At 39.3% G+C, this 21,502-nt stretch carries 21 protein-coding genes; all 21 read right to left on the bottom strand.

What is annotated here, in order from left to right; genetic code table 11:
- Complete coding sequence (locus tag PMAN_RS02950; protein WP_010555893.1) at positions 1 to 2,121, bottom strand: motility associated factor glycosyltransferase family protein; 2,121 nt, start codon at positions 2,119 to 2,121, stop codon at positions 1 to 3.
- Positions 2,114 to 2,377, bottom strand: a complete 264-nt coding sequence (locus PMAN_RS02945) for a hypothetical protein (RefSeq protein WP_242032452.1) — start codon at positions 2,375 to 2,377, stop codon at positions 2,114 to 2,116. The genes PMAN_RS02950 and PMAN_RS02945 overlap by 8 nt, the downstream gene beginning before the upstream one ends.
- 1 nt (position 2,378) lies before the next feature.
- Positions 2,379 to 2,807, bottom strand: a complete 429-nt coding sequence (gene fliS / locus PMAN_RS02940; protein ID WP_006792714.1) for a flagellar export chaperone FliS — start codon at positions 2,805 to 2,807, stop codon at positions 2,379 to 2,381.
- 41 nt (positions 2,808 to 2,848) lie between these two features.
- On the bottom strand, positions 2,849 to 4,255 hold the full coding sequence (gene fliD / locus PMAN_RS02935; RefSeq protein ID WP_006792713.1) for a flagellar filament capping protein FliD: 1,407 nt from the start codon (positions 4,253 to 4,255) through the stop codon (positions 2,849 to 2,851).
- A 26-nt stretch (positions 4,256 to 4,281) separates the two neighbouring features.
- Positions 4,282 to 4,716 carry a flagellar protein FlaG gene (locus tag PMAN_RS02930; protein ID WP_010555891.1) on the bottom strand — a complete coding sequence of 145 codons (435 nt, stop codon included), beginning with the start codon at positions 4,714 to 4,716 and terminating at the stop codon, positions 4,282 to 4,284.
- Between the two features lie 86 nt (positions 4,717 to 4,802).
- A complete protein-coding gene (locus tag PMAN_RS02925) occupies positions 4,803 to 5,777 on the bottom strand; it encodes a flagellin N-terminal helical domain-containing protein (protein WP_006792711.1) in 975 nt (324 codons plus the stop codon).
- Positions 5,778 to 5,941: 164 nt separating this feature from the next.
- Positions 5,942 to 6,910, bottom strand: coding sequence for a flagellin N-terminal helical domain-containing protein (locus PMAN_RS02920; protein ID WP_010555890.1), 969 nt, complete (start codon positions 6,908 to 6,910; stop codon positions 5,942 to 5,944).
- A 483-nt stretch (positions 6,911 to 7,393) separates the two neighbouring features.
- Complete coding sequence (locus PMAN_RS02915; protein WP_006792709.1) at positions 7,394 to 8,368, bottom strand: flagellin N-terminal helical domain-containing protein; 975 nt, start codon at positions 8,366 to 8,368, stop codon at positions 7,394 to 7,396.
- A 334-nt stretch (positions 8,369 to 8,702) separates the two neighbouring features.
- A complete protein-coding gene (gene flgL / locus PMAN_RS02910; RefSeq protein WP_010555889.1) occupies positions 8,703 to 9,935 on the bottom strand; it encodes a flagellar hook-associated protein FlgL in 1,233 nt (410 codons plus the stop codon).
- A gap of 2 nt (positions 9,936 to 9,937) precedes the next feature.
- Positions 9,938 to 11,941, bottom strand: a complete 2,004-nt coding sequence (gene flgK / locus PMAN_RS02905) for a flagellar hook-associated protein FlgK (protein ID WP_010555888.1) — start codon at positions 11,939 to 11,941, stop codon at positions 9,938 to 9,940.
- The gene (gene flgJ, locus PMAN_RS02900) at positions 11,942 to 12,937 is read right to left on the bottom strand and encodes a flagellar assembly peptidoglycan hydrolase FlgJ (RefSeq protein WP_010555887.1); all 996 of its coding nucleotides are present in this window, start codon (positions 12,935 to 12,937) and stop codon (positions 11,942 to 11,944) included.
- Between the two features lie 122 nt (positions 12,938 to 13,059).
- On the bottom strand, positions 13,060 to 14,154 hold the full coding sequence (locus PMAN_RS02895) for a flagellar basal body P-ring protein FlgI (protein ID WP_010555886.1): 1,095 nt from the start codon (positions 14,152 to 14,154) through the stop codon (positions 13,060 to 13,062).
- A gap of 12 nt (positions 14,155 to 14,166) precedes the next feature.
- Positions 14,167 to 14,850, bottom strand: coding sequence for a flagellar basal body L-ring protein FlgH (gene flgH, locus PMAN_RS02890; protein WP_006792704.1), 684 nt, complete (start codon positions 14,848 to 14,850; stop codon positions 14,167 to 14,169).
- A 15-nt stretch (positions 14,851 to 14,865) separates the two neighbouring features.
- Entirely contained in the window at positions 14,866 to 15,654 is a 789-nt protein-coding gene (flgG, locus tag PMAN_RS02885; RefSeq protein WP_006792703.1) for a flagellar basal-body rod protein FlgG, read from the bottom strand.
- 20 nt (positions 15,655 to 15,674) lie between these two features.
- Positions 15,675 to 16,418 carry a flagellar basal body rod protein FlgF gene (locus tag PMAN_RS02880; RefSeq protein WP_006792702.1) on the bottom strand — a complete coding sequence of 248 codons (744 nt, stop codon included), beginning with the start codon at positions 16,416 to 16,418 and terminating at the stop codon, positions 15,675 to 15,677.
- A gap of 156 nt (positions 16,419 to 16,574) precedes the next feature.
- The gene (flgE, locus tag PMAN_RS02875; RefSeq protein ID WP_006792701.1) at positions 16,575 to 17,939 is read right to left on the bottom strand and encodes a flagellar hook protein FlgE; all 1,365 of its coding nucleotides are present in this window, start codon (positions 17,937 to 17,939) and stop codon (positions 16,575 to 16,577) included.
- A 59-nt stretch (positions 17,940 to 17,998) separates the two neighbouring features.
- Positions 17,999 to 18,679: a flagellar hook assembly protein FlgD gene (locus PMAN_RS02870; RefSeq protein ID WP_006792700.1), complete on the bottom strand. Its 681-nt coding sequence runs from the start codon at positions 18,677 to 18,679 to the stop codon at positions 17,999 to 18,001.
- A 13-nt stretch (positions 18,680 to 18,692) separates the two neighbouring features.
- The gene (flgC, locus tag PMAN_RS02865; RefSeq protein WP_006792699.1) at positions 18,693 to 19,124 is read right to left on the bottom strand and encodes a flagellar basal body rod protein FlgC; all 432 of its coding nucleotides are present in this window, start codon (positions 19,122 to 19,124) and stop codon (positions 18,693 to 18,695) included.
- A 5-nt stretch (positions 19,125 to 19,129) separates the two neighbouring features.
- Positions 19,130 to 19,537 carry a flagellar basal body rod protein FlgB gene (gene flgB, locus PMAN_RS02860; RefSeq protein WP_006792698.1) on the bottom strand — a complete coding sequence of 136 codons (408 nt, stop codon included), beginning with the start codon at positions 19,535 to 19,537 and terminating at the stop codon, positions 19,130 to 19,132.
- 141 nt (positions 19,538 to 19,678) lie between these two features.
- Positions 19,679 to 20,509 (bottom strand): CheR family methyltransferase, encoded by an 831-nt coding sequence (locus PMAN_RS02855; protein WP_006792697.1) that lies wholly within the window; start codon positions 20,507 to 20,509, stop codon positions 19,679 to 19,681.
- 20 nt (positions 20,510 to 20,529) lie between these two features.
- Positions 20,530 to 21,462: a chemotaxis protein CheV gene (locus PMAN_RS02850; RefSeq protein ID WP_006792696.1), complete on the bottom strand. Its 933-nt coding sequence runs from the start codon at positions 21,460 to 21,462 to the stop codon at positions 20,530 to 20,532.
- Positions 21,463 to 21,502 lie beyond the last annotated feature (40 nt).

The following is a 21,502-nucleotide window of genomic DNA, read 5'->3' as shown; positions in this document are numbered from 1 at the left end:
CTAGCTCACCGAAGGCTTTGAGTAATCGAAGCTGTAATCACTTAACTCATTCCAACGGTCTCTGTATTGCTGTGGAGCATCAGCAATAAAATCTCGCCAAAGTGTTTTAGCTTTTTCATAGTAAGGGACTATCGTTGTCTCATCACCAAAGTTATAAAGTAGCGAAATAAGTACTGAGGTAACGTAAAGCGACTCACCTTCAAGTAGCAGATAAAGATGTGTGTATCTTGGATGGTTTTTAAATGAGAACAAATACCTTAAGCTCTCAAGTAACTGCTCTAAAGCTTCGGTTCGATTTAAAATTGGACCATCAAGTATCTCAACCATAGTGTTACATAGCTGCTCAAACTCATCAAAATCTAAATAGTCTGTTAAACAGACGTTTTTATCTACTGCAGAAAATGGCTGAGTTTTTATATGTTCAATAACTTCATTTTTAGAAAAACTAAATTCTTCTAGTAAAATATCATCCGATCTCAAGGGCATACTGCCCTTAACGGCAGCGCCATCACTGCAATTAAAACAATTTATCCCTGCATCGAGTTTAGACTCTAAAAAACGTTCCATTTGCACTTTACCAGTATGCATAAAATGATCTGTTATGATGCTTTCGCCAAAATTACCAGGCACAATGAGTTCGCCACCCATCTTTAAGGGCGCATGTATCGTTTCCCCCTCACCCGAGTAATAATAGCTGCCTTTTGAATGATGGTGATTGGGATCTTTATAACCGTTATCGGCTCCGAAAAGGTAGATATTTTTAAACTCCATACTACCAAAAAAGCTCAGCGCGGTATTACCAACCAAGGGGTTACTAAACCCTATTGTTGATGTGATCCTGCCATTATTTAAAAACTCAGATATATGAAATAAAGAGGTGCCCGCTTCGTTACTTTTCAATGCTACTCCGCACCAGCCGAATAAATCTAAAACTTTGGGGTACATTACATTGAGAACGAGCAAGTTTATTTTCTGGCGTGTATGCTCAGGAATGAATGCAGTTAAAAAGTCTTCAGTTGCTTTTGTCCTTTCCAGTGCGACATGAAAATCTGGTGTTATGCCTTGCTTGAGCAATGCTGTCGTCGCAGAGTTACAAGCAACAATAATGACTTTATCTTGTAACTTTTTAATCGTATCGATGTCATTATCTAATGACGGGCCATTAGCGACGATAAAAATAGGGAAATGATTGTAAGTTTCTGAAATCTTTTTTGCTGGTTGTAGTAAATTTATAGGTTTTAAAGAGTTATCCACTGAATGAGCAACACTTAATAGTGCATCATCAAAAAAGCCCCACCCCATAAAAAATTGATGATAATTACCTTTAAACTCATTAATTAATTTATTTACAGCTTCAGAGGGGTAATGTTGAAAAAAAAGTGCACTTGCAACACTAAACGCACCAATTTCTCCAGCTCTTAAATGCAAAGCTTCATACATTTCTTGCTCAGGAACACCGATCGAAAAGTATAAATAACTTCCAGCTTCATCTACTTTATTAAGGAAGCTAGCCCAATCAAATGTAAACAAACTTGCAAAAAAATAATCTTCATTGGGTTCAAAAATACTTATATAAGCTGCATTAAAAGAACCGAACATATTATCTAAATGATAACCTAAGCCAACACCAAATATTATTGCACTAGGTATAAATTCAGCAACGGATTTTGTTGGAGTAAGGGCTTGTTGAGTTTCATTGTATATAGCGCCAATTTCAGCCATTAAATCAATATGGATAAAACCCGTCTCATTTTTTAAAAACTCTAATTGGCTATGGTCAACTTTACCCATAATCGGGTTTTCAAGCATACTTTTTATTTGTTCGCTAGACTGCTTATGAGGATCCTCGCTATAAATAGGCACCCCAGTGTCGTAGTCAATAAAGTTGGCTGAGCCATTTGAATTCAGAAATAAGTTAAATTTGCTACTTGGCTGATGTGAACTAAATTTCTCGGCAATATCAGGAAAATACTTTTTAAACGCTAGAATATTATTGTCAAAAGTAATATTGGCTTTATCTACAAAAGCATCTTCGTTTTGTTGTTTTTGAGAAATTGAATTGAGAGCCTCTTCAATCTCATTTATTGACTCTTGAGCACTTTGCAGATTATTTTTAGACATTTTGATATTTCTTAATATTCTTTTGATTTTTATTAAACTGAGTAATATTTTTAAAGGACTGTTTTTTTAAATCGTCGACTTTATTCAATACACTTTGATGCCTTGCGGCGACTGATAGAAAATAAGTAGCATTTTCATGTAGGGATAATTGATCGGTCGCTTTTATTTCGTCAAGTAGCTTGCGGTCTAAATTGAGGGCATTTTCTAGGTTTGGCTCATCAATCGCAGCTTCAAGCTGCGATATCAAAGATTCCATTTTATCCAACATTTGCATCGATACCGTTTTCAGATAACGTCTGCTCTCTTACATCATGTGGAATTGCATCCCACGCTGATTTTATTTCTTTTAATAGGTTCGATACTTCAGTAATTATTTCTGGGTCGTTTTTTATACTCGCATCCAGTAAACGCTCATCCATATATGTATAAAGTGAATAAAGATTTGTTGACACATCACCACCAGCGTCAAAATCTAAACAACCGCGTAATGCATTTATTATTGCTGATGCTTTTGAGATATGCTCACTTTTTGCCTCAAAGTGCTTTTTTTCAATCGCCACTTTCGCTAAAACCATTTTCTCAACTGCACCAGCCATTAGCATTTGAATAATTTCATACCTGTCAGCCCCTGCAACTCGCGTTTTTAAGGCTTCTTTTTGATAATTCTTTACTTTAGCGTTGTACATAATTCACCTGTATATTTTATTGCTAAATCAATTCTTTATGGTTAACTATCTGAACGGGTAAACCCTGGAAGGCTTGCCAGTTGTGCACTCAAGTAAGTTTGCGTTGACTGCATTTGCGCAAGCAGTACATCTAACCCTGCATATTGTTCTCGTAGCCTAGCTTCCAAAGACTCCATTCTGAATTGATGATTTTCAACATCATCTTCTAACTCAGAAATTTGTCCATTTAAACTGTCCTCTCGCTGCTTCATTATGCCATTTGTGTCGACATAATTATTTAGCAGCTCCTCAAACTTTGAGGCTATACCATTTTCACCTGCAAAAGCCTTGCCAATGTCATCAAAATTATTATCTAACGCGTCATTCAAGCTTCTGACTAAAGTCGACTTTTCTAAGTAGCCTTCTTTATCAACACCTAGCCCAATATCAAAAATACTCTCAAAGGGACCCGCATCTGTTAAGCTTGTTGATAAAGCATTCACTAATTGCGAGCTAAGAGAGCGAATAGTCGAGTCGCTATTTAAAGGCTTACCTATGCGTGACTGAAACCCTAGTTGACCTATAACATTATTATAATTTGTAATTAATTCATCAACTAACGTTGTTGCGCTTTCTCGGTCAAAATCGACTGAAAGTTTGGCAGTCTCATTGTCAACACTTTCACGTTTTGCTGTTATCGTCATATCTTGTACAGCATCTTTAAAGGTGTTTGTGTCGTTTGTTATGGTAATACCATCAACTTTAATAATTGCATCTTTTGCGGTGTTTTCTGCTGCTATTCCAATGCCGCCTGCACCACCAGCATTTGCTACAGTGGATACGTTATCAAGTTCAGCATTGTCGTTTGTAATAACAAGATCGTTTCCAGTGCCTGTCACAGTTGAAGTCAAAACAAGCTTCGCTTCCGAACCCGTATTAATAATATTAGCCGTAACACCAAAATTACTATCAGAGTCATTTATCGCATCGCGTAAATCTGAAAGAGTAGCACCGGCGTCTAAGGTTAAATCGAAAGTCTTATCCGGGCCTGCTGAAAATGATAGTGTACCTCCTGAAGCACTCACAACATCTTCATTAGTAGCAAACAATCCATCCTCAGATAGTGCTCGGCTACCTTGAGCTATTGCAACTACTTCTATTTTAAAATCACCTGGTGTGATATCTGAGGTAGGTGTAACAGAGATCAAGTCTCCGTCATCACTTGTTGGCTGGGTTATATTAGCAACTCGTTTATTGAAGTTATCTGGGTCTGCTAATTTTTCAATTGTATCTTGTAACTGCGATAAAGCAGATTTAACTTCACCTATCGCTGATAACTCGACTTGAAGCGCCTCATCCTTCGCTGCAAAGGCATTCATTTTAGGTACATTTTCAGCATCAACTGACGCCGAAATTATACTTTCCAAATCGAGACCTGAACCAATACCCGCAGATGTAATAAGAGGCATAATATAATCCTAAATAGCTGAAATGGCTAAACTGTTTTATTAAACAGTAAACCTTTATTAGTTAATTTATCGGCAAATTCGTCTAAAGCTTTAGCTATTTCCCTGAACTCTTCGGTAGGAATTTCTCTAATTACTTCATCGTTGCTTTTATCAAGCACTTTAATGATAGGAAGATCTCCACCATCATCAAACTCAAATTTTAAGTTAGTTGATGTTACTGGGATATACTCATTTAGCTTCTCTAGATTGTCTTTTACTGCGACAAACAATTCTTTATCTTCTTTACCTTCTTGCTCTTCTTGATCTTTAAGATTTTGAGCATTCTTCAAATCAACAGCTTCTCTTGCTGTTAAAGCTGTCCCCTTTTCAAGCTTTTCTTCTTTTACCGCGTCTTTAGTAATAGATGTATTTACAACACTGAGTCCATCTATCGTTTTTTGTGTAGAATTTAAATCAATCATCTCGGCTACCCTCGAAACATATATTAAGACTATAAGCCACATTTGGACTATTTGCTTAGTCTAAAGTGGCTCATAGTTCAAATCAATTAGCCTAAAAGCGATAACGCTGCTTGTGGACGCTGATTTGCTTGGCTTAAGATTGTTTGGCTAGCCTGTTGTAAGATCTGCATCTTAGTTAAGTTAGCTGTTTCTTGTGCGAAATCCGTATCTTGGATACGTGATTTTGCAGCCGATAAGTTTTCTGAGATATTTGACTGATTTCGGATAGTTGATTGGAAACGGTTTTGAACAGCACCTAACTCCGCACGTTTTTTATCAACTACAGCAATCATTGAGTCCATACCTGCTAAAACAAACTGTGCATTACCCTGTGTTGATACGCTAATTGTTTCTGCTCTGAACTTTGTATCAAAGTCATCTGTAGCGCCAACTGCCGCACCAGAAACATCAGAAACACCAGCAGCTAATGTAGTAAGGCCTTTACCAGTTAAGTTACTTGCAACACCTGCGATTCCTGATAATGTGAATCCACCATTTGCAGAAATAGAATTAGGGCCACTTGCCGTAGTACCCACATCTTGCATACTAAAACCTATAGTTTGCACAGCGTCGGCACCAACTTGGAATTTAGCATCATAGCTACCATCTAGTAAATTTTGACCACCAAATGTTGTGTCTTCTGCAACACGGTTAACTTCTGACGATAATGAACGAATTTCTTCTTGAATCGCTAAACGGTCTTCGTCTGTATTTGAACCGTTAGATGCTTGTTGAGCCAATGTACGAATACGTTGGAACATTGATGTTACTTCATCAAGCGCACCTTCAGCTGTTTGTGCAAGTGAAATGCCATCGTTTGCATTTCGGTTACCTTGATTTAAACCATTCACTTGTGATGATAAACGGTTTGAAATCTGCATACCTGCAGCATCGTCTTTTGCACTGTTGATACGCATACCTGACGATAGACGTTGGAATGAAGTATCCAATGCGTTACTTGATTTGCTTAATTGTCTTTGTGCGTTCAAAGAACTCACATTACTATTTACGTATAAAGCCATGATAGCCTCCGCTTCAAAGTTCGATAGACAATAACGGGATACCCCTACCCTGTTATTATCCGTGATTTAGAGTCCTGGATTTTTAGTCCTCTAAATCATATATCGTCTGTTGAAGCGAAAGCTTTAGCTTTATTTGTATTTAATTTCTACTAGCTGTGATCTTATTAACCCTGAAGTAGGCTAAGTGCGGCCTGTGGACGCTGATTAGCTTGCCCTAAAATAGTTTGACTTGCTTGCTGTAAAATCTGATTTTTAGTTAGATTAGCCGTTTCCATTGCAAAATCAGCATCTTTAATACGCGATTTAGCAGCAGATAAATTTTCAGAAATATTCGCTTGGTTACGGATTGTTGATTGGAAGCGGTTTTGTACCGCACCTAATTCTGCACGCTTTTTATCAACTACAGCAATCATTGCATCCATACCTGCAAATACTTGCTGTGCATTAGCCTGAGTAGATACACTAATTTCTGCAGCAACCATACTTGTGAAACTAGCAGTTGCAGCTGTAATACTACCGCTACCAATTTCGCTTATTCCAGCCGCAAAAGTAGACATACTTTTTCCTGCGACTGCAGATGCAATCCCTGCAATACCTGACATTGTAAAACCACCATTTGCAGAAATTGTATTAGCACTACCACCTACATCCTGCATGCTAAACCCGATTGTTTGAACCGCATCAGCACCAATTTGAAAGCTTGCTGAATAGGTACCGTCAAGTAGATTTTGACCACCAAAAGTAGTATCGGTAGCAATACGATTTACTTCATCAGATAATTGACGGATTTCTTCTTGGATAGCCAGTCTATCTTCATCTGTATTAGAGCCGTTTGACGCCTGTTGAGCAAGCGTTCGAATACGTTGAAAAGTAGAGGTAATTTCATCCATTGCACCTTCAGCAGTTTGCGCTAAAGAAATACCATCGTTCGCATTTCGGTTACCTTGGTTAAGGCCTAATATTTGCGACTGTAAACGATCTGAAATTTGCAAACCCGCAGCATCATCTGCTGCGCTATTTATACGAAGACCTGACGATAAGCGCTTAAATGACGTATCTAAGTCACCACCGCTTCTCTCAAGCTGCCTTTGCGCATTAATCGCACTTACATTGGTATTTACATATAAAGCCATAATAAACTCTCTTATTATCTGTCAAAGTTAGGTCACTCTCTCATTCAAAGAAAGTGGGAATTTGACAAAGTGACTAGATATGTAGGCGGTATACTCTGCCTAGGGGCAACTATCTGCCACTTTGTAAGTTAAAATAAACTTACAAAGACAAAAGCAAACATTAGGCCAACTTTATATTAAAGACTGAAAACCTGTTGTACTTAGCTCTTATTTAAAATTGGGCAGTTTAAAGGCTGTAATAGTATAATAAAGGAATAAGGCCCGTTTAGGGCCTTATGATTTGATAAGTTTGAGAGTGGGTGACTGACATAAACTAATGGCATAGTTTATGCTAGTACATATGTGTTCTACAAATGTTAGAACAATTTGGATTAAGGCCTCCGCTGGCAAAATCCTATAGCGCCTTTGTTAATACCCCATTAAGCAGAGGCGCTTTCATTTCTTCTTCGCCAATAAATTGACTAATCTAATTGTAAAGCTTTATTAACCTAGTAGGCTAAGTGCAGCCTGTGGACGCTGGTTAGCTTGTCCCAAAATTGTTTGGCTTGCTTGTTGTAAAATCTGCATCTTAGTTAAGTTTGCCGTTTCTGCTGCGAAGTCTGTATCTTTAATACGTGAACGCGCAGCTGATAAGTTTTCAGAAATATTTGATTGGTTACGAATTGTTGATTGGAAACGGTTTTGAACCGCACCAAGCTCTGCACGTTTTTTATCAACAACAGCAATTAACGAATCCATACCTGCTAAAACAAATTGTGCATTACCTTGAGTAGAGACACTGATTGTTTCAGCTCTAAATTTAGTATCAAAGTCATCCGTGCCTGCCACGGCTGCACCAGAAATATCAGAAACACCTGCGGCTAAAGTTGTTAAACCTTTACCCGTTAAGTTACTAGCAACACCTGCAATACCTGATAATGTAAAACCACCGTTTGCAGAAATTGTGTTTGGACCACTAGCCGTAGTGCCTACATCTTTCATGCTAAAGCCGATAGTTTGTACCGCATCAGCACCAACTTGAAAACTTGCTTTATAAGAACCATCAAGAAGGTTTTGACCGCCGAAAGTTGTATCTTCAGCAACACGGTTAACTTCTGATGATAATGAACGAATCTCTTCTTGAATTGCAAGACGATCTTCATCAGTGTTTGAACCATTAGATGCTTGTTGTGCAAGTGTACGAATACGTTGGAACATTGATGTTACTTCATCAAGTGCACCCTCAGCCGTTTGAGCTAGAGAGATACCGTCATTCGCGTTACGATTACCTTGGTTTAGACCATTTACTTGTGATGTAAGACGGTCAGAAATTTGTAGACCAGCCGCATCATCTTTTGCGCTATTGATACGCATACCTGATGATAAACGTTGGAATGATGTATCAAGTGCATTACCTGAGTTGTTTAACTGTCTTTGTGCGTTTAACGCACTAACATTTGTATTTACATATAAAGCCATGATGTCTCTCCTAAAGTAAACTTATCATTTACTCTCAAACTTACTAGATTAAGCAGTGGTTGTAATTTCAACGCTGTGCTTGGTTAATTAAGTTATCGGTCTAGAAAAAAAATCCTTTAGCTTTTTTTTTAAAAAATCAAATTTATTTTTTAATCTATTGAATTTATTTAATTAAAATAAAAATAATTTAAAGTCATCGCTAAATAAAAACACCATTATAAATGTTTTAAAAGTGCTTTTATTAGTGAGGTAAGTAATTTATTTAAAAGAAGTATTTATTCAAAGCGAAGAGTTTTACAGAGTAAGGCAAAGTATTGCCTTACTCTGAGTTTAATTATAAGTAATCAAACAACGAAAGGTTTGCTAAACGGCCAAAGGTTGCCTGTGATGCCTGAAGTGCTGTTTCTTGTTTGGTTAACTCAGTTATTGCTTCTGTTATATCTATATCAACCAAGTCAGATCGTGCTGATTTGTTATTAATATCTAAATCTGTATTTGATTGCAGTACTTTTTCGGCTGTATTGATTCGTCCACCCAGTCCAGCTTGGGTTAGAGACACATTATTTTTTGCGTTCGAGATTTGAACAAGCGAGTCAGCAATGACTTGCTCAAATTCTTCTTCAGTTAAAGCAGGGTTAGTCAGGCCCGCTATTAGCTCACTCATAGAGTTAAGCACATTTTCTTTTTTAGGCGCTTCAAGCGTAATATCAATTTGGCCTGTCGCAACTGGCGTAACACTTATCTCCATACCTGCAAACTTAATAACAGAGTCGTTGATGTTACCGGTTGCTAGTATTGTCCCTGCTTGCTCTATTTGATAAGTATTAGGTGATCCCGCCGTAGTGATCACATTTAGTGTATTAACACCTGCGGCAGCCGATGGATCTGGGTTATAGTTCTGTTTATGGAACGTATCAAATTGACCTTGTTCCGTTACATACACCTTAGAACTTGTAATACCGCCCGATACAACTCCATCGTTAGAAACAACATCTAAACGCGCATCCACTTTTTCAAAGGCATCAAACCCATTATCACTTGATTTAATATCAACCCCTTCAGCTATCTTAATCATATGCTGACCTTGGTCGCCGCCGTAAACATATAAACCGGTGGATGAATCGAGCGAGTAAGTCTGTGTATTATCCTGATAACCAGAAAAAATGTATTTCCCGTCTTCAGTTTTAGAGTTCATTAAATCAAGTACTGTACTTTGAAGCGCCTTAATTTCTTCGGCAAGCCCCTCTCTGTCAGCTGCACTATAAACACCATTTCCTGATTGAATGGTCAAAGTATGCGCTCTCTCTAATGCGCTTTTGATGTTTTCAAGTGCACCTTCTTCTATATTCAAGCGGCTATTAAGCATGGTTATATTTTTACTGTACTGCTCATTACTCTGTATTCTATCGGTATATTGAAGTGCGCGGGAAGCCGCTGCAGGATCATCCGACGCCGTTAACACACGCTTTTGAGTATTAACTTGCTCTTGAGCCTTACTAACATTTTGTTGATTGTTCAAAATTGAATTTAAACTACTTTGGTACATCAAATTGTTTGATAAGCGCATAATTACCTCGCAGCACTTAATATAGTGTCAAAAACAGTACGAGCAGTTGCAAGTACCTGTGCAGAAGCCGCATAAGACTGTTGAAAACGTAATAAATTAGCAGCCTCTTCATCAAGGTTTACGCCAGAAAGCGATTCATACCAGGCTTCAGATTGCTGAGCAAGCGCTTCAAATGCTTCCCCATTCGTTTTTGCTTGGTTAGTTACCACGCCTATATCGCTTACCAATCCTGCATAAGCTTGGTTAAATGTTTTGTGGTTGTCTGAATTTGTACCGCTAACAACATTTTGACGCACTAATTCACCTTGCTGTAACCCCGCTAACTTTTGACCATTACGGTTATCATCAAAGCCACCTTGGTTAAACTCAAGTGTGAATGTATCGCCAGTTTCAGGGCTGCCTTCAATATCAAAGTCAAAACCATATAGTTCAAAGCCATTACCTGCCTGTTGTAGCATGTCTTTTGCTGGCAAAGTTGCTGTAAAAGTACTGGTATTTACACCATCACTTATTGTGTATTCATTTAGATTAGCGGTTTTAACAACACTAATAGGGCCATTTGTAAGACCTGCCGGTGACGTTGTAAAGCTACCAGTAGTAACATCATTTACCTCACCAACCGTAATCGTGGCATTTCCTATGTTGTTAATGTCGTTTGCTGTTCTTATAGGTGCTGCAAGCGCTAAATCTTCACCACGAGTGTTTGCTAAAGACATATTTGCCGCCGACTCAGAGTTAAGCTTTATTTGAAACTGATCACCTGCATTAGCTGCGCCAGCTACATTAATTTCTAAACCAAACGATTCGCCACTCGTGATTGTAGATGAATCAATGACGCCAGCGGTTATATTTGCTGTCGATGCTGTGCCTAGCGGTTCACCTTTATTATCTACTGGCTGAATTTCGACCGTTGAAGCACTGGTATAAGTAATTATAAAGTCACTTGCAGGCAATTCACTGCCCTTACCAGCTTCAAGGGTTGCAGTCATACTTGAACTACCCGTATTAGCGGTATAAGCATAGCCACCAACCGTAGGAATATTAAAAATATTACCCCCGAGCTCTCCGTTAGCGTCCATACCCAGCTTGTTTTGTTCATTAAAAGAATCGGCTATTGCTAAACCCATTTGGCCAATTTGATTTTGAGCAGGGACTAGCACATCGTCTCTAAATGCCAGTAATCCACCAATTTTTCCCTTTAATTTAGATACATCAACTTCAAGCGGCACTGCCTTGCCCCCATTTACATCTAACCTAAGTTCTTTAAAGTTTGGATCAGGATCGCCACGCATAGAAAACAAATTAAACGAGCCATTTTGCATTACAACCGCTTCACCGGTGCCCATAAATACAAGTTTTTCACCATTTGGGCCATCCAGTGTTTCTATATCAATAAGTTCTGATAAATCACGAATTGCCTTATCGCGTTCATTATAAGTAGAACTTGCATCGGCTTGGTTATTAGTGCCGTTAACAGCAGCAATATCTTGATTTAATGTACCAATTTTTTGAATTAAGCCATTTGCCTCTTCTGTAAATACGTCTAGCTGTTCATTTACAATATTTTTCTGATCGAAAACAATGCCTGAGAGTCTGTCCATTTGATTCACTAAGTTTTCAGCATCCGTCATTACCAGCGAGCGGGCAACGGTAGATGAAGGCTGATTTAACGACTCCTGAACATTATTAAACAATGAATTTATACTAGTAGATAAACTATTAGAATCTTCTGAAAACAAACTATCAACGCGGTTTGACTCTGTAACAAATTGATCAAAAAACGTTTTATTAGAGGTATCTCTGTTGAGTTGCTCTTGGGCAAATTGGTTTAACAAGCGATAGGTTTCTCCTTTTCCTACCTGGTTATCGACCATAGTTGTATGCTCTGTGCGCTCTCGCACATAGCCTTCGGTATTTACATTCGCTATATTTTTACTTGTCGTTTGCAGTAGCTCCGAATTTGCTCTAACCCCAGAACTGGCAATGTTTAATAAGTTAAACGACATTTACTTTACTCCTTGGCGAATAACACTGGCTGCAACATCTTTTAATTGAGCACTGTTAAGCACTTTTTTTATTTTACTAGCGTAATTAGGATCCGTTGCGTAGCCGGCTTTTTGTAATGAATCTAAAAACTCGCTTGGCTTAGCTGTATTTTGTAATGCTTCTTGGTAGCGTGGGTTTTGGGTTAAAAAATCAACAAAGTCGTTTACGCTCTCTTTTATTGAGTCATAAGCTCTAAAGCTTGCTTGTTTTTTAACAGGCGTTCCTTGTTCAAACTCTAGGGTTACTTTACTCGCTTTTTCTCCATCCCAGCTTTTATCTGATTTGATATTGAATAAGTTATTTGAACTGTTACCGTCGCTTTTATTAATAATGTGCTTACCCCAACCTGTTTCAAGTGCGGCTTGTGCAACCATAACAGCAGGGTTTAAGCCAATTTTTTGTGCTGCTGTTTTAGCGTGTTCCCATACTGTAGTTACAAATTCTTCAGTACTTTCGAATGGCGCTGAAGGAGCTTCAGGCACTTTAGAATCGGTTTTATCGTTTTGAACATTAACAGCAGCTTTTTCTTCATTTTGGGTATGAGGAAGCGAAGAGCCCGCGCGCATATCACTTAAAAAGTCATTGGTGGTTCTCAAAACAGAACCCGGCATAAAAGTTTTGCCGTCTGGCGATAACTGCTGAACAATTAAATCAGCAAGGCCTAAAGACCCATTTGATGAAAGCTCAGTAGATAACTGTTGATCATGCATGTCTTCAAAAAACTTAACGCTACTTGAGTTAAGTGGACTTTCTTTGTCTTCAAACGCTTCGTTAGCTTTACGCATACTTTTAAGTAGCATTTGGGTAAAAATAGCTTCAAATTGCGCAGCTGCTTTTTTAAGAGCGGCTTTAGATGCATCGGTTGATGCATCACCACCGCTTAAGGCTTCTTTACGAAGTGAATCTAAATTGCCTAAATCAAAAAAGTTTTGTTTGTCTAGATGATTAGTTTCCATCAGCTTTTTGACACAATAATGAATAATACAATTTAAAATGCAAAAATTAAGCCAGATTGGAAATATAAATGAGGGAGTAAACGGGAAGCTTTAGCAAAGGCTTTGCTAAAGCTTAATAAATATTAAATAACAACAAGTTGGCCGTTTATTGCCCCGGCTTCTTTCAGGGCCTCTAAAATAGCCATTAAATCGCCAGGCGCTGCGCCTACCTCGTTTATAGCACGAACTAAATCGTCTAAACTAACACCCGGGTTAAACACAAACGCACGCGAGTCGTCTTCATTTACATCTATAATTGATTGCTGCGTTACAACGGTTTCGCCCTCAGCTAATGCATTAGGTTGAGCCACATTTTGTTGCTCTGAAATGGTGACGGTTAACCCGCCATGTGTTATTGCTGCAGGCTGTAACTTAACATTTTTACCAATCACAATGGTGCCCGTACGCGAGTTAACGATAATTTTTGCAGACATATCTGCAGGTTTAAATTCAAGATTTTCAAGCGTTGATAAATAAGACACACGTTGAGAAGCATCTCTAGGGGCAATCACACGAACAGACACAGAATCAATTGCTTTTGCGCTGTTAGGCCCGACTAAATCGTTAATTGTTTTTTCAAGGCGCTTTGCCGTTGTAAAATCAGGGCGGTTTAAGTTAAACGTAATAAAATCGCCTTGCATAAACGGACTTTTAACTTCACGCTCTACTGTTGCGCCATTTGGAATACGGCCAACTGTTGGGGTATTAATAACAACACGGCTGCCGTCAGCACCTTGGGCACCTAACCCCCCCACTATTAAACTACCTTGAGCTACGGCATATACATTGCCATCAGCCCCTTTTAAAAATGTTTGTAATAATGTACCGCCGCGCAAGCTACCCGCGCTACCGATAGATGAAACGGTTATATCAATTGTTTGTCCGGGCTTTCTAAATGCGGGTAATTCAGCATGTACAGCAACAGCAGCAACGTTTTTAATTTTAGGGCTTAAATTTGCAGGTAGCGAAATACCAAAATTGCTTAACATGCCTTTAAAACTTTGCTGAGTGAAGCGGCTCTGCTCACCCGTGCCGGGTAAACCCACTACTAAGCCATAACCTACCAACTGGTTCGATCTAACCCCTTCAACCATAGAAATATCTTTAATACGCTCAGCATGTGCCGAAAATTGGCAACCTATTAGCGTGATTAAACAAAATAACTTTAATACATTCATAATGAATGCCCTCTAAAAAGGAAAAATCGAGCTACTGAAAAAGCGTGTTAACCAACCTGCACTTTGCGCTTCTTGTGTTTGCCCTTTACCAGAGTACTGAATACGCGCATTGGCTATTCGGTTTGACTCAACCGTATTATCAGAACTCACATCTTGCGGGCGTACTAAACCTTCCAAACGAATAAATTCTTCGCCAGTGTTTAATGTTAACCACTTTTCGCCACGAATAACTAAGTTACCATTAGGTAAAACACGCATAACATTAACCGAAATATTGCCAAATAAGCTGTTTGATTGATTTGATTTAGAATCCCCCGTAAAAGAGGCGTCACTACCAATACCAAACTGAATACTGTCGCCACCTATATTCACAGGGAGGCCACCAAGCCCTATGACAGGGTCTAGGCTTGCATCAGATTGCTTATCGGTTTCGGTTTTAGCTGCTTTAGTAGCTTGAGTAGACTCTTGTAAATTTACAGTAATAATGTCGCCAGTACGCAGTGCTTTTCTATCTGCGTATAAGTCGTTTGACACATTAGTATTAAATAACGAACCTGTTGCAACTACGGGTTCCATACTTGGTTCAGGATACATTGGCGCATAATAGGGGTCATCTTGAACAACATCACTATTTTGTGTTGAAACACAGCCACTTAAAAATAATGTACCTACCGCAAATAACATATAATGACGCATAATTCCCCCTACACCTTATAATTGCTGATTGATGTAACTCATCATCTCGTCAACAGCCGAGATGACTTTAGAGTTCATTTCGTAAATACGCTGCGTTTCAATTAGGTTAACCAGCTCTTCAGTTACATTTACGTTTGATGTTTCAAGTGAGCCCTGAATAATTGTGCCTAAGCCTTCTACACCCGGATTACCTTGCACAGGCGCGCCACTTACTGCCGTTTCGGTATAAAGATTTTGCCCTACAGGCTCAAGGCCCGATGGATTAATAAAATCGCTAATTGTAAGCTGGCCAATCACAACATTATCGGCTTGACCTGAAATACGAACAGATACCTCACCATCTTGTGAAATAGTGATTGATTGCGCATCATCGGGAACATTCATTTCTGGTTGCACTACATAACCAGAACCAGACGTTACAATTCGACCATCGCCATCGGTAGTAAACTGCCCATTACGCGAATAAGCAATATTGCCATCGGGTTGTAATACTTCAAAAAAGCCAGGCCCTGAGATCATCCAATCCAATGAATTCTCAGTGGTTAGCATATTACCCTGAGAAAAATTCTTTTGGTTAGCCACTACTTTTGCACCGGCACCTAGCATTAAACCAGAGGGCATTTCAGTGTCTTGCGACGAGCGCCCACCTGGCTGGTTAATATTTTGATAAAGTAAATCTTCAAAAATAGCGCGGCTTTTTTTATAACCTACCGTACTGGCATTCGCTAAATTGTTTGATATAACCGAAATATCGGTTTGCTGAGCGTCTAGCCCCGTTTTACTGATCCACAATGCTGGATTCATAATCGTGTCCTCATTTAAAGTTAAACTATGCGCATCAGCTGATCTTGTGATCTATCCAGATCTTCAGCTGTTTTCATCAGTTTTACTTGTAACTCAAATTGACGTTGATGGCTGATCATATCGACCATTTCGTGAACTGGGTTCACATTAGACATTTCTAAGGTTCCGCTTAATACTTTGACATTGGCAGAGGTATCAACAACCTCTCCTGCCTTAGGCCTAAATAAACCATCATTCCCTTTTTCTAGTTGAAAGCTATTAGCTTCAACCACCTTTAAGCGGTCAACTTCTTCTAAAAACGTAGCAGGCGCCCCCTGCGGGCGAACTTGAATTGCACCGTCTTCACTAAATTCAATTTTTTCAATCGGTACTGGTAAAATGACAGGCCCGCCTTCGCCAATTACTTGACGACCATGGCTGGTCATTAACATACCTTCAGCGGTAATATTTAATGTACCCACCTTGGTGTAAGCTTCATTGCCTGAGGCATCTTGGACGCTTAACCATGCGTTATCACTCATTGCAATGTCGAGGTCTCTACCTGTTTCAACTATGCCACCAGAGGTCATATTAGAACCTGGGCGCTCTTGCATAGAAAACACACGTGATGGCAACCCTTCACCAAAAGCCTGCATAGAGCGAGCTTGTGCAAAGTCTGACTTAAATCCAGTAGTATTCGCATTCGCCAAATTATTGGCTTTAAGGGCCAGCCCCTGTAGGCTTTGTTTAGCGCCTGAGGCCGCAATGTAGACCATTTTGTCCATAGCATCGACTCATATTAAAAATCTCTATACACAAGAAATGCAAAATAGATGCCACAATAGGAAATGATGTGAAATGGTTATAAAACAAACTAAATGAAGTGAAAATAAAAAGGGCCACTTTAAAAAGCAGCCCTTAAAATTATGTTAAGTATTAAATTAACGAATCTGTAAGATTGCCTGTTGTAGTGTTGAGTTAACCTCAAGCGCACGAGAGTTAGCCTGGAAGTTACGCTGGGCACTAATTAGGTCAACCAGCTCATTAGTTAAATTCACATTTGATTGCTCTAGTGCTGATGAATTTATTGAACCTAAAGTACCTGAACCAGGTTCACCCGCAATTGGCTCACCTGACGTTAAGCTTTTTTTCCAAGCAGTATCACCAACTTGTTGAAGGCCTTGCGAGTTTGAAAAACGCACCATAGCAACTTGACCAAGAAATGTTGAGTCGCCATTACTGTATGATGCAACAACCTTGCCGTCTGTACCAATATCTATGCCAGCCAAACGACCTACCGTAGCACCATCTTGGTCTAACGCTTTAACTTCAAATCGGCTTGCGTATTGAGTAGGCACTTTATTTGTAGTGCCCGCTTCATCACGCCAGTTAATATCAATATCATCTGGAAAGCTTGCGCCATTAGTTAAAACATCAGATAAACCAGCCGCCGCACCCGCACCACCAGGTACAGTAAGCGGGTTAAAGGTTGTACCCGTATTAGCAACACCATCAGTGCTACTTGGTAAGCCACTTGAGTCAAATTGAAAGGTTGATAGTGGTGTAAATGGTGCTGCCGTTTCTTCTAGACCTGCAGGGCTGAATGACTTGCCATCTAATGTAGCGTAAGTTTCCCATTCGTTATCATTACCCGTTACTGCAGAATCAGTTTTAACAAAGAAAAACTGTAATACATGGGGTTCACCCAGAGAGTCATAAACCGTTGTTGATGTAGAGCTGTTATATGAAGCACTCGTTTCTGGGTCAAAAGCAATCGAAGGCGCATCTGCACGAGAGTCTAAGTTAAATGAGCTGTAAACATTAGTCGTTGCACGTGGTGAACCCGATGAATCTGGGATCTGCAATGCAGACGATGTGCTCAAACTTACAGACGTTGTATCACCTGTTGCTTCATCAACAGGGAAACCTTGTAAGTAATTACCCTTTGCATCAACTACAAAGTTATCTTTATCTAATTTAAAAGCGCCTGCTCGCGTATAAGTAAAGTCTTGCGCGCCCAAGTCTTGGCTCATTGCAAAATAACCCTCGCCTGTAATCGCTAAATCCAATGAGTTATTAGTAAATTGCAGCGAACCTTGGTGAAATTGCTGAGCAACCATAGTGGTTTGAACACCGTCACCATTTTTAGTTCTGCCTGAACTAAACACTGAAGAAGCATATACATCTGCAAACTCAGCGCGAGACTCTTTAAAGCCGGTTGTATTAACGTTCGCAATATTATTTGCGGTAACGTCTAAATCTTTTTGTGCGGCAGCTATGCCTGTTAATGCAATATTGAAGCTCATAATTGACCTCTAACCTATTAAATACAGCCTGCAAACAGGCGAAATATTATCAAACTCTATTACGCGATCTCTGCGACATCAGTCAGCCTAACCGCACCTTCTTTAGTGTTAATAATGATGCCATTGGCACCGTTTATATTTACACTTTCAATATTCTTGAACGTAGCAATGGGTAAGCTTGAAAACTCACCATTTGTACTGCCTTCAGCTACAATATTGTATTCACCCTCAGGCAACCGCTCACCGGCTTCGTTTTTACCATCCCAAGCAAAGCGTATTGCACCAGCAGACTGTGAACCTAAATCAATACTGCGAACTAATTGACCTGACTCATCAGTAATACGAAGCGTTAAGCTATCTACTGGGCTTTCTGCAACGACTGAACCTTTTGCTTCACCCGTTGCATTTAAATCTAAGGAATCCGACTCAAGTAATGCTTGCTTACCAACCAATGTTGATGCTTGCAAAGCAGAGTTAGATGTCATCGAAGCTGCTAGCGACTCAAAATTACTATTAAGATTTGAGATACCTTCAGCCATCGTGAAATTGGTCATTTGTGCAATCATTTGATCGTTATCAGCAGGTTTACTCGGATCCTGAAACGATAATTGCTGAGTTAACAACGAGAAGAAATCTTCTTGAGTTAACGCATCGCTTTGCTCTTCGGTTGTCGTTGGTGTTGTATCCTGCCAACGCAAAGAATCTAAATAGGATGAAGATGTACTAATATCGTTACTCATAACCTACCCTCGGTTAACGCTGACCTAGCAGCAGAGTTTTACTTAACATTTGCTTAGCTGCATCAGCAACTTGCACGTTTGTTTCATAAGAGCGAGAGGCAGAAATCATGTTCGCCATCTCCTCTACAACATTAACGTTGGGTTTGTAGATATAACCATTTTCATCCGCACTCGGGTGATTAGGGTTGTATTCAATCTGCAGTGGTGCACTGCTTTCAACAATGCCCAGCACTTTAACACCAACAGAAGAGCCCTGATTATTACTTACCGACTCAGAAGCTTTGGTAAGCTCTGCAGCAAATACAGGTTGTCGCGCTCGGTACGTTTTGTCTTGAGAAGAGCTAATTGTATTAGCATTCGAAATATTACTCGCAGTGGTATTTAAACGAACATTCTGTGCGCTCATACCAGAACCAGCAATATCAAAAACGTTATATAAACTCATAATTATTATCCTTGACTACCGAGGGCTTTATTCAGGCCTTTAAATTTGCCGCTTAAAAATTGTAAGCTAGCCTGATACTCCATAGCATTCTGTGTATACAAGTTCCGTTCCACCTGTACATCCACTGAGTTACCATCACCTGTATCTGTTTGATTTGGCGTACGAAATAATTCATCACCACCCACACTACGGGTACCACCACCAATGTGTTTTTCATTAGTAGTTACCATTGTATTGCCGCTTTGCTGGTGTGATTTTGCCGCTTTTAATGCTGAGGCAAAGTTAATATCTTTTGCTTTGTAGCCCGGCGTATCAGCATTAGCAATATTACTTGCTAGCACTTCTGCTCGTTGTGAACGGATCAACATAGTATGCTGATGCACACCTAAAGCTTTATCAAAACTGATAGCCATAACCATCTCCAAAAAATTGACTTAACTTGAATAAAGCAATAAATAAGCCATTTATAATTGAGTGATTATATTTTTTGTAATCGAATGATTTAAAATGAAAAACGACACATGATGTGTCGTTTTGAAGGAAAGAAAAAAGGTTTATTTCTTTTGGTAAATTATGCCAGGGTTGCATCTAACCATATCAAATTCGTCACTCAACCCGGCCATTGACTCCGAAGCCCCTAAAAATAAATAACCTTTAGGATTAAGCGCTTGTGCAAATTGTTTAATAATTTTTGCTTTTACCTCTGGAGAGAAGTAAATAAGTACATTGCGGCAAAAAATAATATCGAATTTACCCATTAATGCATACGAATCTAGTAAATTTAAATGCCTAAAGCTCACTTGTCTTTTCAAAGTGTCGTTAACTTTTGCCATACCATTGCCGCTGTCTGTAAAAAACTTTTTTCGACGTTCTGCAGACAACCCGCGCGCCAAAGCTAACGCGTCATACTCGCCATTTTTACACATGTCTAGCATAGTGTTAGAAATATCAGTACCAATGATCTGAGCACCCATTTTTAACACGTTAGGCTGCTTAGATTGAAACTCAGCAACCGACATAGCAATAGAATAAGGCTCTTGACCAGACGAACTAGCTGCAGACCAAATTTTTACAGGCCGCCTCAAATCTTTAAACTCAGGAAACAATCTGTTTTGAAGTAGCTCAAAGGGGTATTGGTCTCTGAACCACAAGGTCTCGTTTGTAGTCATCGCATCAACAACAGCCGCGCGCAATTGCCTCTCATGCGGCCCGAGTGTTTTGCTAACAAGTTCAGATAACGACCCTACATCAAAACGAGCCATAAGGGGCGCAAGTCTACTTTTTACCAAGTATTGCTTGTTTTCACCAAGAACAATACCGCATTGCTGTTCTAAAAACGAACGGAACTGATCGTATTCATTTTGCTGCAAGTCTTTATTATTCAAATTAGTAGCACCTGTTTTGATTATTCACAATGAACCCACTTTTTAACCGCCGTGGCTAATTCATCCGGGTTAAATTTGGCAATAAAATCGTCAGCCCCAACCTTTTCAATCATTGCTTGGTTAAATACACCACTCAGTGATGTATGCAAAATAACATGCAAAGGGGCAAGTTTAGGGTCTGCTTTGATCTCTGCTGTTAATGTATAGCCGTCCATCTCTGGCATTTCAACATCAGATATAAGCAAAGCAACACGTTCTGTAATATCTGTTTGACAATCAAGCTTGGCAATTTCTTTTAATCTTACGAGTGCTTCTTTGCCATTTTTAGCCAACTCAGTTTGTACACCCAGCGGCTCAAGTGCTCGTTTTACCTGATTTCGCGCAACCGCACTGTCATCAGCTATAAATACAATTCGTTCACCTAAATCTTTTTGAATGTCACCACTTTCAGCAACTTCAGAACTTACTTCTGTGTTAACAGGGCAAATTTCATTTAATATTTTTTCAACATCTAAAATTTCTACTAGCTCGTTTTCTATTTCAGTAACGGCGGTTAAATATGAATAACGTCCGGCACCAGAAGGTGGTGGCATTATTTTTTCCCAGTTCATATTGACTATACGTTCAACACCACCGACCAAAAAACCTTGCACTGAGCGATTATATTCAGCAATTATGATAAAGCTGTCTTTGATGTTATCGATTGGACGTCCACCTACCGCCATAGATAAATCTATGACAGAAATAGTTTGTCCACGAATATGAGCTACACCACGAATATAAGAATTCGATTTTGGCATACTAGTAAGCGGAGGACATTGAAGGACTTCTCTTACCTTAAATACATTGATCCCAAAACGCTGGCGCCCTCTGAGTTTAAATAATAGTAATTCTAGGCGGTTCTGGCCAACCAACTGAGTACGCTGGTTTACTGAGTCTAAAATGCCTGCCATTAAAATCTCCTTTAGAAAACAAATAATACGGAACGATAAT

It is taken from the genome of Pseudoalteromonas marina, from assembly GCF_000238335.3.
Lineage (GTDB): Bacteria > Pseudomonadota > Gammaproteobacteria > Enterobacterales > Alteromonadaceae > Pseudoalteromonas > Pseudoalteromonas marina.
Note: the sequence above shows the minus strand (reverse complement) of the source record. Positions and strands in the feature narration are given on the sequence as shown.